10 protein-coding genes are annotated in these 13268 nt (G+C 35.7%); 9 read left to right on the top strand and 1 reads right to left on the bottom strand.

Going from position 1 to position 13268, the window contains the following annotated elements; all coding sequences use genetic code 11:
* Window positions 1–2 precede the first annotated feature (2 nt).
* From N2Z58_00975 to N2Z58_00935, 9 genes are all read left to right on the top strand, one after another.
* Window positions 3–1706 (top strand): HD domain-containing protein, encoded by a 1704-nt coding sequence (locus tag N2Z58_00975; protein ID MCX7653243.1) that lies wholly within the window; start codon window positions 3–5, stop codon window positions 1704–1706.
* 53 nt (window positions 1707–1759) lie between these two features.
* Window positions 1760–3853: a cell division protein FtsA gene (locus N2Z58_00970; GenBank protein ID MCX7653242.1), complete on the top strand. Its 2094-nt coding sequence runs from the start codon at window positions 1760–1762 to the stop codon at window positions 3851–3853.
* A gap of 187 nt (window positions 3854–4040) precedes the next feature.
* Entirely contained in the window at window positions 4041–5339 is a 1299-nt protein-coding gene (locus N2Z58_00965; protein ID MCX7653241.1) for an ABC transporter substrate-binding protein, read from the top strand.
* An 80-nt stretch (window positions 5340–5419) separates the two neighbouring features.
* Complete coding sequence (locus N2Z58_00960) at window positions 5420–6286, top strand: sugar ABC transporter permease (GenBank protein ID MCX7653240.1); 867 nt, start codon at window positions 5420–5422, stop codon at window positions 6284–6286.
* A gap of 24 nt (window positions 6287–6310) precedes the next feature.
* Window positions 6311–7150 (top strand): carbohydrate ABC transporter permease, encoded by an 840-nt coding sequence (locus tag N2Z58_00955; protein MCX7653239.1) that lies wholly within the window; start codon window positions 6311–6313, stop codon window positions 7148–7150.
* 100 nt (window positions 7151–7250) lie between these two features.
* A complete protein-coding gene (locus tag N2Z58_00950; GenBank protein ID MCX7653238.1) occupies window positions 7251–8393 on the top strand; it encodes an alpha/beta hydrolase-fold protein in 1143 nt (380 codons plus the stop codon).
* A 36-nt stretch (window positions 8394–8429) separates the two neighbouring features.
* Window positions 8430–9416 (top strand): hypothetical protein, encoded by a 987-nt coding sequence (locus tag N2Z58_00945; GenBank protein ID MCX7653237.1) that lies wholly within the window; start codon window positions 8430–8432, stop codon window positions 9414–9416.
* Between the two features lie 188 nt (window positions 9417–9604).
* Window positions 9605–10909: a serine hydroxymethyltransferase gene (locus N2Z58_00940; protein MCX7653236.1), complete on the top strand. Its 1305-nt coding sequence runs from the start codon at window positions 9605–9607 to the stop codon at window positions 10907–10909.
* Between the two features lie 19 nt (window positions 10910–10928).
* Complete coding sequence (locus N2Z58_00935; protein MCX7653235.1) at window positions 10929–12164, top strand: DUF1015 family protein; 1236 nt, start codon at window positions 10929–10931, stop codon at window positions 12162–12164.
* Between the two features lie 36 nt (window positions 12165–12200).
* Here N2Z58_00935 and disA read toward each other — a convergent pair whose 3' ends face one another.
* Complete coding sequence (gene disA / locus N2Z58_00930; GenBank protein ID MCX7653234.1) at window positions 12201–13262, bottom strand: DNA integrity scanning diadenylate cyclase DisA; 1062 nt, start codon at window positions 13260–13262, stop codon at window positions 12201–12203.
* Window positions 13263–13268: the final 6 nt, after the last annotated feature.

Here is a 13268-nt window from a genome sequence, read left to right as displayed (position 1 = left end):
GTGTGGAAAAAGGAAAAACTAAGATAATTAAATTAGGTAATTATGTATCAAGGTATTATCTGAAAACGGTCTTTATCGTTGTTGGAATCTCGCTAAGCATTCTTGCAATTTCAAGTTACCTTGTCTTTCAAGTTCTTTCAAACTCGATAACAGGTTCTATCTTGAGAACCGTATCTTCAATATTCTCAAACATTAACGAAAAAACAAAACTGATTGCATATAGATACAACGAAAAATTCATACAGACCATCGATCTTGTGGAAAAGCTGATAGAAAAGGGAGACAAAAACGCCGTATCCGATTTCCTCAGTCAAGAACTGAAAATGAATTACGAACAAGATTTTACAAGGATAAATTATTACATAATTTCCCGGGATGGAACTATTATAGAGACAGATTATGAAACAGACACAGGTTTGAATTTATCTATTTACGAGACTTTTTGGAAACTGCTTAACAAAGAGCTTGATCAATCGAAATATTACGTACAAAGTGTCGGAAGTGAACTGAAGACAGGAAGTAGGAGGATATTTGTTTACAAAAAAATGACGAATGGTCAAATTCTTGAACTGGGATTTGCAATTAATCCTGATCTATTTGAAAATGATTTCAGAATAGTTAAAAGTATTTCAACTTTTGTTGAGCAAGTAAGCATATTGTTTAACGGAATACCGATTTCTCCTATATTTGAAACAGCTTCAAACAAGAAAGCATCCGGATTTTCTTACTCAAGGTTGTACAAAAAAGAACATTTGATGACGTACTCTATTATAGATGGATTAATTTCACAAAACTTTGAGATTTACGTTCGTACGAATTTTCGTGGAATTTTCTTGGTTATAGAATTAATAACTGTCGTCGGTACGTTAATTGTTGTGTCAATATTGTTTTTTAACGCAAAACTTTCAAAAACGTTAGCTAAGGAAATTGACAAAATAGAGGAGGCTATAAACGAATATGGAAATACAGGTTTTTACAATACTCATAGGGAATCTTTCATTGAAGAAGTTAACGACACCTTAATTGCCTTTTCAAACCTATCGGAAATCATAACCGCAAATGTTCAAGAAATCAACGCTTCGAACCAAGAACTGGAAGCCTCTTACAAAGAAATTCAAAAACTTTCATTGGAAATAAAAGAAGCTTTCCATGATTTTTCATTGAGATTATCTTATATCGTCGAAGGTTTCGAAGAAGGAACAGGAAAGCATCTTCATCGAGTCAAATTTATCGTTGAAAAGCTGTGTGACAAACTTGTTGGAGATGCTTATCTGAAAGAAGATATAATTTATTTTTCATCCTTGCACGATATAGGCAAAGTCTTTATTCCACAAGAAATACTTAACAAACCTGGTCCTTTAACTCCAGAAGAATGGGAAGAAATAAAAAAACACACCATTTATGCAGAACGTATACTTAGTCATCCGAGGTTCAAAGTAGCTTTGAACATAGCAAAGTATCATCACGAAAATTACGATGGCACGGGTTATCCGTTTGGTTTAAAAGGTGAAGATATACCACTTGAGGAAAGAATAGTAAAGATAGCGGATGTGTACGATGCTTTAGTATCAAACAGACCTTATAAACATCCTTATAACAAAGCGGAAGCACTGAGAATAATATTCGAAGGAGATGGAAGAGTTAATCCTGAACATTTCGACCCAAAAGTACTCCAAGCTTTTAAAGAAATTATCGATTATCTATGAGCAGCCAATAGAATTGAAAAAGATGTAGCCAATTCATATGCGGAGGTGTGAGTATGGTATTTGCGCTTGATATTGGAACAAGAAAAATAGCTGGACTACTTGTAGATTTAGACGAAGACGATAAAATGGTTGTTCACGATGTTGTAATAAGGGAACACGAACATCGTGCAATGCTTGATGGTCAGATACATGATGTTGAAAAGGTTGCAAAGGCAGTTTCGATCGTTAAGAGGCAACTAGAGGAGAGAAACAACATAAAGTTGGATAAGGTGGCTGTAGCACTTGCAGGTCGATTTTTGAAAACTTATGTGGGCGAAAACACCGTTGAATTTGATGAACCTGTTGAAATAACAAAAGATATGGTAGTGCGCATGGAATTAGATGCGGTAGCAAAGGCAACAGAGAATATTGAACCAAATATGTACTGTGTCGGATATTCTGTTATCAGGTACGAGCTGGATGGTATGTGGTTTAAAAAACTTGAAGGCTTGAAAGGAAAAAGTGCATATATAAAGGTTGTAGCAACATATTTGCCAAGCCATGTAGTTGAGGCTATGTTATCGGTACTCAAAAAAGTCAACCTTACGATAACACATCTTACGCTCGAACCTATCGCTGCCGTTAATGTAACAGTCCCTGAAGATTTAAGAATATTGAACTTGGCATTAGTTGATGTTGGAGCAGGCACGAGTGACATAGCTATATCAAAAGATGGTACAATAATTGCTTATGGAATGGTACCACTTGCGGGTGATGAAATAACAGAAGCAATAACAAAAAAGTTCTTACTCGACTTTTCGACAGCAGAATATGTGAAAAGAAACATAGAAAATTTCGAGGTAATCAAGGTAAGAAACATTTTAGATAAAGAGAAAGAAATCACTCGTGAAGAACTAATAAACACAATTTCCGATCCTGTGGACAAGATAACCAAAAAAGTAGCCGAAGAAATAATACAGCTAAATGGAGATAAACCTCAAGCTGTGCTTATTGTTGGCGGTGGTGCCAAAGTCCCTATATTTGCAACATACCTTGCGAAAAACCTCGGAATGGATGAAGAGGTAGTATCACTTAAGATGGCAAAAAATTTGGATTTTATTGATAACACAAATACAATACACGGAAGTGAATTCATAACTCCACTTGGAATAGGATACACTGCCTTACACAAAACAGGCGCTGTTTTTGAATCGGTAACTGTGAATGGTGAAACTATACAGCTAATAGGATTTAAAGGTACGTACACAGCATGGGAAGTACTTGTCCAATCTGGAATAGAGATGAGAAAATTAATTGGGAAACCAGGAAAGTCTATAGTTGTAGATTTAAACGGTGAACCGGTTGTCATTAAAGGTAAAATGCCCGTTCCTGCTTTGGTGAAGATAAATGGTAAAGAAGGCACTTTACGGGATGCCGTTAGGCATGGTGATACCATTGAAGTCGGGCAAGCAATTGATGGAGAAGACGCTAAAGCGACTTTGTACGATGTGATAAAACCTGTGAGGTTGAAATCTATGGAAAGCGAGCAGATAATTGAATACTATCCAAAGGTCTTACTAAACGACATAGAAGTCAAGGGAAACGTTGAACTGAACGACGGAGATAAAATAAAATTTGAGAAGATAAAAATCAAGGAAATTCGAGAATTTCTCAGTACTGATCTAATAAAGATTGAGTATTCCATAAACAATGTTTACAAAGAAACAATTGCTGGAGAGGTTAAAATTTTTAAAGGTGAGTTGGAGTTATCAGACGAAAACATCGTAGAACCAGGTGACGAGATCACATACGCCTTAGTTTTCAAATATCCTAAAGTAAGGGAATTACCTGAAATGGAGAAAATCAGTATTATCGTTAATATAAATGGTCAACCGACTTTAATTACAAAAGACGGCACACTCGTCTGGGTCAATGATCAACTTGTTTCTCCCGAATACGAAATAAGAAACGGAGACAAGATAAGAACTCAACTTACTGATGACCAAGGGTTCATCGTAGCTGATATACTCAAAGTAATTAACTTTGACCCAAGAAAAATTAAAAATTACACACTTTACAAAAACGGCAGAAAAACCGGATTTACAGACTCACTTGAAAACGGAGATGAAATAGTATTTGAATATGAATTAATGGAGGAAGAAGCTTAAAATATATTAGAAAGCATCCGATTACCAATCAGAGCTTTTAAAAGGTAAGGAAACCTTTTAAAAGCTCTGATTTTTTTACTTGGGTTAATTTTGAACTTTGGTTATATAATTAAGACAAGCTTAACAATGATGTTGTAACATTAAATAAAGGCTCTCAACGACCACAACTTTCTGGGGAGGTGTTGTTATGAGAAAGCTTTTTATCTTCTTGCTAATTTTTGTTACGGTTATTTCCCTTGCAAAAGTCAAGATTCAATTTTGGCATGCAATGGGAGGCTGGAGAATCGAGCTAATCCAAAACATGGTCAATGAGTTTATGAAGGCTAACCCGGATATAGCCGTTGAAGTTCAATACGTTGGCAGTTACGAGGAGATCTTAGCAAAGACTGTGGCTTCATTGCAAGCTGGTACACCACCACATGTTGTACAACTAAATGAAATAAGTACCAAGAAGATGATTGATAGTGGAGTTATTGTACCAGTTGAAGATCTTATAAAAAAAGATCCATCTTTCGATAAGAACAAATTATTACCACAAGTAAGAAATTATTACAGTATCGGTGGTAAACTGTACTCAATGCCTTGGAACAGTTCAACACCACTTCTTTTTTACAACAAAACCCTTTTCAAACAAGTAGGTTTGGACCCAAACAAACCACCAAAAACTTTCAGTGAGGTAATAAATTACTGCAGAAAACTCGTTAAGAAAGATGAAAAAGGCAACATAATAAGAACAGGCATTACATGGCCACTTTATGCGTGGTTTTTTGAACAGTGGATGGCTGAGCAAAACAAGCTCTTAGTTGATAACAATAACGGAAGAACAGGAAACCCAACAAAGGTTCTCTTTAACAATGATGCTGGACTGAAGATTATGGAATTTTGGAACACGCTTACAAAAGAAGGACTAATGATTAATACAAAGAAAGGTGATTGGACTGCCGCACGTCAACTCTTCATTTCACAAACTGTGGGTATGATTATTACTTCTACTTCGGACGTTGCTTTATTAACATCGGAAGCTCAAAAACAAGGATTCGAAATAGGAGCTGCTTATATACCTATTCCAGATGGTGTCCAAAGAGCTGGTGTTATAGTCGGTGGTGGAAGCCTTTGGATAATAAAGCAAAAGAACCAGGAAGAAATTGATGCAGCATGGAAGTTGGTAAAATATCTGGCAGATGTTGAACCTCAAATAGTATGGCATAAAGGTACAGGCTATTTCCCAGTGAGACTTGAAGCAAAAGAGAAACTAGAAAAGGAAGGTTATTACAATACAAACCCACTGCACTATGTGGCTATAAAGCAGTTACTTGAAACAATTCCATCCTATGCAACCATGGGAGCTGTTGTTGGAGCTTTTCCAGAAATAAGGACTGCAATCGAGAATGCTGTAGAAAAAATGATAAATGGTCAGTTAACACCAAAACAAGCTCTCGAAGAAGCTGAAAGGGAAGCAAACAAGGCTATAAGGCAATATTTCTAAGAACTAACGTAATAAGAAAAAGAGGCTGGCTTTTCAGCCAGCCTCTTTTGATGTAATTCTGACATGCGAGGTGAAATTGAATGAGAAGATGGATTCCTTATGTATTCTTACTACCAACCTTTCTTATAATAACAATTTTTATATATCTTCCCGCTTTCAATTCCTTTTACCTTAGCTTTTTCAAGGTCTCCGTTTTTGGTAACAGAAAAATATTTGTGTGGATTGACAACTATGTTGAGATATTTTCAGATCCTAAATTCTTAAATTCGCTTAATTTCACATTAACATTTACTGTTGTGACAGTTCTTATCTCGGTATTTTTGTCGTTTTTCATCGCCTTACTACTCAATCAAAAGGTCCCAGGTATAAGAATCTTTAGAACACTTGTTTTTGCACCATATGCTGTCTCAACTGCTGTCGCGGGTGCGCTTTGGGGATTTCTTCTTAACCCGGTAGTTGGCCATGTCAACTATCTAATGGCACGTTTATTTGGAGTTCAGGTTAACTGGTTAACTACTGCTCCTTACGCTGCTTACGCCGTAATAATAGCTGCTATATGGAAAACATTACCTTTTAATATTATTTTTTACCTTGCAGGTTTACAAAGCATACCTGATGAGCTCATAGAAGCAGGAAAACTTGACGGCGCTAATGTGTGGAACAGGATTTGGAAAATAATATTTCCTTTATTATCACCAATTACTTATTATTTAATCATAATGAGTATTATAAATGCAATGTTTCAATCATTTGCAATAATAGATGTAATGACAAAAGGTGGACCTGGTGATTACACGACGAACGTAATATATAGAATATATCTTGACGGATTTAGATTTTCCAAAACGGGTCCTGCATCAGCGCAAAGCATAATTTTATTTCTAATAATGGTTATAGTAACCTTTGTGTACTTCAAATTGGGCAGAAAAAGTGTACATTACCAATGAATGATGACTTAGGGGTGAGTTAAAATGACTAAAAGAGCAAAAAAGATAATAAACACAACTTTAATTGAAATAACATTGTTTATGTTTTCAGTATTCATGTTTGCTCCGATATTCTTAGCACTTACGATGAGTTTGCAGCCGTCAGAGTTTGTATTTTCTTACCCACCAAAAATACTCCCAAGGGGATTCAATCTCAAAAACTATACAGATGCGTTTAAGATAGTCCCATTTGGGAAGATGATATTTAATAGTTTTGTTATATCTATTTCGATAACCTTAGGTAAACTATTCACCGGAATACTTGCCGGTTATTCTTATGCAAATTTCAGATTCAAAGGAGAGAGGGTTTCTTTTGGAATAATATTCGCTACATTGTACATACCTGCAGAAATTTTGTTGATAGTACCACTTTTTCAAATAATCAGTAAATTAGGATGGGTAAATACTTATCAGGCAATGATAATTCCATTTACAGCAAGTGCCACGAATGTGTTCTTATTTCAGCAACATTTTAAAACTATTCCCAAAGATTATGAAGATGCCGCTTTGATAGACGGTGCAACACCTATACAATACCTTATTAAAGTAGTGTTACCGCTTTCAAGACCAGTTATTGGTGGAGCTGCTATTATCAATTTTACGTACGCATGGAATATGTACTTATGGCCCATGATAGTTGGAATGAAAGATGATATGAAAACCGTTCAAGTTGCTATAAATATGATAATAAACGCGGAATCTTCAAACAATTGGGGTATAATCATGGCTGCGACAATGATCGCACTATTCCCAACGCTTTTACTATTTTTCTTATTGCAGGATTTGTTTGTTAAATCACTAGTTGGAAGTGGCTTGAAAGGTTAGTTTAAGCGAAATAATGTCTAAGATATTTGGTTTTTGGTTAGTTTATTGATATAATATAAATGCATTTTAAAAAGGGCAACTTTATGGGGGGTAGAATCTGATGAAAAAGATTTTGCTTTTTGTGGTTTTGATATTTGCAACCATGTTTTTTGGTTACAAAGTAACATTTGTAGTCGAGGTACCGGACTATACTCCAAAAGATAGTAAGTTGTACATAGCTGGAAATTTCAACAGTTGGAACCCAGGGGATGTAGATTACCAATTGAGGAAAGAAGAAAACAGATTTGTTGGAACATTCGATTTTAGTGGCAAAATAGAATTCAAGTTCACGAGAGGATCTTGGGAAAGTGTTGAAAAAGGAGCGAAAGGTGAAGAAATCCCCAACCGGATACTCGAAGTGAATAGTGATGTTACGCTGAACATAAAAATCTATCATTGGAGGGATTTTGTGGAAAAGCAAATGGCTGGTTTAAAATCAACGTATACTGGAAACATAAAATTAATCAAAGATTTCTACTCCCCTGAACTTAATAATTCTCGGAATATAATTATCTATCTTCCTCCAAATTACGATTCTTCTAACGAACGTTACCCAGTTTTGTATATGCATGATGGGCAAAACATATTCGATGCTTCAACATCATTCAGTGGTATAGAATGGAGTGCTGACGAAACAACCGAAAGTTTTATTAAGGAAGGATTAATAAAGCCTATAATTATTGTTGGAATATATAACACAGGAAATGATAGAAGAAATGAATATTCGCCATGGGTTGACAAGAACTATGGCGGTGGAAAGGGTGATCTTTACGCAGAATTCATCGTTAAAACGCTAAAACCATACATAGACAAAAACTTCAGAACACTACCAGATAGAGACAACACAGCTATAGCAGGTTCCTCACTTGGCGGACTTATTTCACTTTACATAGGATTTAAATACAACAACGTATTTTCAAAAGTGGGTGTTATGAGTCCTGCATTTTGGTTTGCAGATAAAAAAATATTTGATTTCGTCACTTTTACTGAAGTGCCATATCCTACTAAGATTTATATGGATGTTGGAACTCGAGAAAGTTCAAATCCAGAGATTTATGTGATCGACGCTCGCAACATGTACAAGTTACTTCAGAAGAAGACAAATGTACAACTCGTTTATATGGAAGATCAAGGCGCTATACATTCAGAAAGTGCATGGGCTAAAAGGTTTCCGGAATTGCTGCTGTATTTTTTCGAGCAGTGATTTGAGTAAAGTAAATTAAATAGGGAGGAAAAGACTATGAAAAATTTTACAGTTTTAATTGCTTTGGTCTTGTTACTTTTTCAGACTATAGTGTTTTCTTGGAGTGGTCATGAAGCTTACACTTATTTGGTTATCAGCTCGACTAACATAGACAAAGAAAGATTGGTCACAGTTACTCCATATTCTTATAAGGAGACAAGAGTTTACAATTCAGAGTATTATTACAAAGAAGATTTTGCAGGTAAAAGAAAATTTTTCGATGATCTCGGAGATGGGATATTTCCACCAGATCCTATACCTACCAATGGTAAGCTTCCAGTTTGGCAAATACTTACAATTTATGCTCAATTTCCTGATTTTGGAATGGATGAAGGTTTAAACCTTTCTTTATTACAGGCTTTAATAGGTAACAGCCAAGGTGTTAGACACATGCGATACAAACTCGGTATTATAGAAGCCTTCGAAGGCGACAAATCTTTCTTGTACTTTGTAGAAATGTCAAAACAAGCATTTGCTAAGAACGATGAGTATTGGGGATATCGGTTTCTTTCTTATGCTCTTCACTATATGCAAGATCTTTTTCAACCATACCACGAATGTCCAGGAACTTTCTGGGAAGTTTTGACAGGATTGTTTGATAAAACGACTATGAAGATGCTTAACAATGCTCACTATACTTATGACAATTATCTTCTTTATTTAATGTTTTATTCAAAACATAAGGAAGAAATAAGGAAAATTATCCAACAAACTCCTGAAAGGTTTATTTCAAATAATTATGAACAGCTTGTAAATGAAATCATGATGTACGGATATTCTAAATTTCCTCAAGTCCACTCAGAAATGAAAAAAGCATTTGGTGAGGTTTTGTATAATAGAATCCCACAGATGGGGGATTTTAAAGATCTTGAAGAAGCTGGTAAACTTGAAGGTTTATATACAGTAACAAAAGAGATTGTAAACACCATGACCAGCACAATCAAAGGATTTTTAACAGAGTACCTTAAAAAATATCAAAAATAAGTATTAATAAATTTTGATGTGTAAAACTTTAAAAACATACTTATTTTCAATTAATCGTGGGGTTTTTAAAACTCCACGATTTTTTTGATATAGGATATAATTATTTTGAGAACTACAGTTAAACATGCTAAGATCGCATAACTTGATTTATTTAATTTCTCTGAATTCTAACTTATTCATTTTAGATTATGAAAAAAAAACATCTGGAGGTGTTGATTGTGTGGGAGTTTGTAAAGCAAGCTGATCCAGAGATATACGAAGTAATAATTAAAGAATTTGAAAGACAAGAGTATGGTCTTGAGTTGATAGCTTCGGAAAACTTCGTCTCGCCAGCAGTTATGGAGGCAATGGGGAGTGTATTAACAAACAAGTATGCGGAAGGTTATCCAAAAAAAAGGTACTACGGTGGTTGCGAATGGGTTGATGTGGCAGAAACACTTGCAAGAGAAAGGGCGAAGAAGCTCTTCAACGCAAAATACGCAAATGTTCAGCCACACTCAGGTTCACAGGCAAACATGGGAGCTTATTTTGCATTGGCAGAACCCGGTAGTGTATTGATGGGAATGTCATTAAGTCACGGGGGACATCTAACGCATGGAGCTAACGTTAACTTTTCCGGTCAGATCTACAAAGTGGTCCAATATGGCGTTAATCCACAAACGGAAATGATAGACTATGAGGAAGTTAGAAAACTAGCACTTGAACATCGTCCAAAGATTATAGTTGCAGGTGGTAGCGCTTATTCGCGAATTATAGACTTTAAGAAATTCAGAGAAATTGCCGATGAAGTTGGTGCATACCTTGTAGTTGATATGGCACACTTTGCTGGTCTTGTTGCGGCTGGTATTTATCCAAATCCAGTTGAATATGCCCATGTTGTTACGAGTACAACGCATAAAACGCTTAGAGGACCACGTGGCGGTTTAATTCTTACTAACGATGAGGAGATTTACAAAGCTATAAACAAAACCATCTTCCCGGGTATCCAAGGTGGACCACTTATGCACGTAATTGCAGCTAAGGCAGTATGCTTTAAAGAAGCATTAACAGAAGAATTCAAAGAATACCAAAAACAAATAGTTAAGAATGCAAAAGCACTTGCAAATGCACTTGAACAGAGAGGATTGCGAATAGTATCAGGAGGAACTGATACACACCTTATGCTTGTTGATCTCACGCCACTAAACGTTACTGGTAAAGCGGCTGAGACAGCCTTAGGATATTGCCACATAACGGTTAATAAAAACACTATACCAAACGAAACGCGATCACCGTTTGTTGCAAGTGGAATAAGACTTGGTACACCAGCACTTACAACACGAGGTATGAAAGAAGAGCAAATGGAAGAAATAGCGGAACTTATAGTAACAGTTTTGAAAAACGTGAAAGATGAAGAAGGCAACGTTGACCAAGAAATCTCTAAGGTAGTCACAGAAAAAGTACTCAAACTGTGTGAGAAATTTCCGCTTTACAAAGGTAAGATAACTTTGTAATTTAAGGGAGGGAAAAAACATGGTTGTGAGACCATTCAGAGCGCTGAGACCTACAAAGGATATGGTAAGCAAAATAGCAGCAAAACCTTACGATGTTGTTACCGAAGAACAGGCAAGGGAAGTTGCAAGAAATAACCCTTACACATTCTACAAAGTATCAAGACCGGAAATTAACTTTGAATATTCAGCAAACACACATGATCCAAAAGTCCTGGAAACAGGTAGAAAACATCTTGAGTGGCTTGTGAATGAAGGATTTATGTTCCTTGACGATAAACCAGCCTTTTATATTTATCAGCAGCACTGGAAAGACCATGTCCAAACAGGAATCTTTGCAACTTTTTCTGTTGATGAATATATAGAAAATAAGATCAAAAAACACGAGCTTACAAGAAAAGACAAAGAAGACGAGAGGGCGTTGCATGTAAAAGTTGTGAAAGCTCACTCTGGTCCGGTCTTTCTGATGTACAAATCTAACCCAGAAATAGACAACTTGATATTCAGAAATGCAAAAGGACAACCAGAGTATGATTTTGTTAGCGAAGCTGGTGTAAGGCATATTTTGTGGATAGTCAAGGATGATGAAGAAATTAAAAGAATATCGGATGCTTTCAAATCTGTCGAAGCTTTTTACATAGCTGATGGGCATCATAGGGCTGCCGCGGCAGTTAGAGCAGCTATTGATTATAGAAATGAAAATCCCAACTACACTGGAGACGAAGAATTTAACTACTTTTTGGGAGCCCTTTTTCCACACAATCAGTTAAGAATACTGGATTACAACCGCGTTGTAAAAGATTTGAATGGGTATTCTGAAAAAGAGTTTATTAGCAAAGTTCGCGAAAAATTTGATGTAATACAAGTGGAAGCAACTTACAAACCCGAGCATAAGCATACAATAGGCATGTACATCGACGGTAAGTGGTATAAACTTGTTCCAAAACCAGATACTTATAACGAGAACGATGCGATAGATTCTCTTGATGTTTCCATTCTTCAGAATAATCTGCTTGCACCAATTCTTGGTATAGAAAATCCAAGAACTGATAAAAGGATAGATTTTGTTGGCGGTATACTTGGGATAGAGGAGTTAGTAAGATTAGTTGACAACGGTTCCTTCAAAGTAGCATTTGCTATGTTTCCCACATCCATTGATGATCTACTAAAAGTTTCTGACGAAGGGAAGATAATGCCTCCAAAATCAACATGGTTTGAACCCAAACTGAAATGTGGAATAGTGGTACATTTGATATAGTAAGTATCCGGAGTCTGAATTTTCAGACTCCGGTTATTAAATTCCTTTTCTCATCTGCTTTAATGTTCTTATTATCGTCTTTGCCCTTTTTCTACCTATACCTTCTACTTTTTGCAAATTACTTGCATCAGTTTTCATCAAGTTTGAGATATTTTGAAAAGATCTAACAAGATTTTGAGATATGTTCATTGGAATGTGTATTTCTCGTTTCAAAATTCTATAACCCCTTGGACTTACAATTGTTTCTGAAACTTGTTGTTGATTACTCAAATCATATCCAAGAGCCTTGGAAAAGCTTAAAATTCTATGTTCCGATTTTGTAAGTACGTCAAGCAAGATCTTCGCATTTTCTTCACTTATCTCATTTTTTGAGTAATCCATGATAATAAGTACCAGTATATCGTTAAGATCTTTCAAAACTTCCCTAAGTCTTAAAGAGGCCAATCTACCTTCATTTCCAAGTTCCACTATATGAACAAGGATATTGTTGGAAATAACCTTGATTTCAACACCACGTATTAGTACCTCACAAACAAAATCGAGAGGTACCCCACCTCTCAATTCCATTTTATCTAAATAATCAAGATTTTTATCGAGTGATTCTCTGAATCTCTCAAGTGCATTAATTGTTTGACCAACTTTTGTTAATACAAAATTTATGTCTTCAAAAATATATTTTCTGTCCTTATAATAAAGTGTGAACACATTCCTACGCTTGGATATGGCAATCACCATTTTTCCAAGTTGTTTTGCAACACGCTCTGCTGTCCTATGCCTTGTGCCCGTCTCATTCGTTGGAATGGAAGAATCTGGCACAAGATGAACATTTGCAGCAATTATTCTATTCACAGATTCGTCAATAACAATTGCACCATCCATTTTTGACAACTCGTACAGTTTTTCGGGTGTAAATGGACAATCTATTTTAAAGCCGGATTGAAAGATACTATGTCTTGCTTTTATTTCATCTTCGTTTATAAACACTATTAAAGCTCCTACGTGAGCATCCATTATATCATCAATAGCTTTTCTAAGTCTCGTACCTGGCGAAAGCATTCTAATCTTATCTAAAAACTCCTGGTCAAATATTTCAGCCATCTTCGA

Origin of the sequence: Fervidobacterium sp. (genome assembly GCA_026419195.1) — a bacterium.
Classification (GTDB): Bacteria; Thermotogota; Thermotogae; order Thermotogales; family Fervidobacteriaceae; genus Fervidobacterium.
The sequence above is the reverse complement of the archived record's forward strand: the minus strand, read 5'-3'. Positions and strand labels throughout refer to the sequence as shown.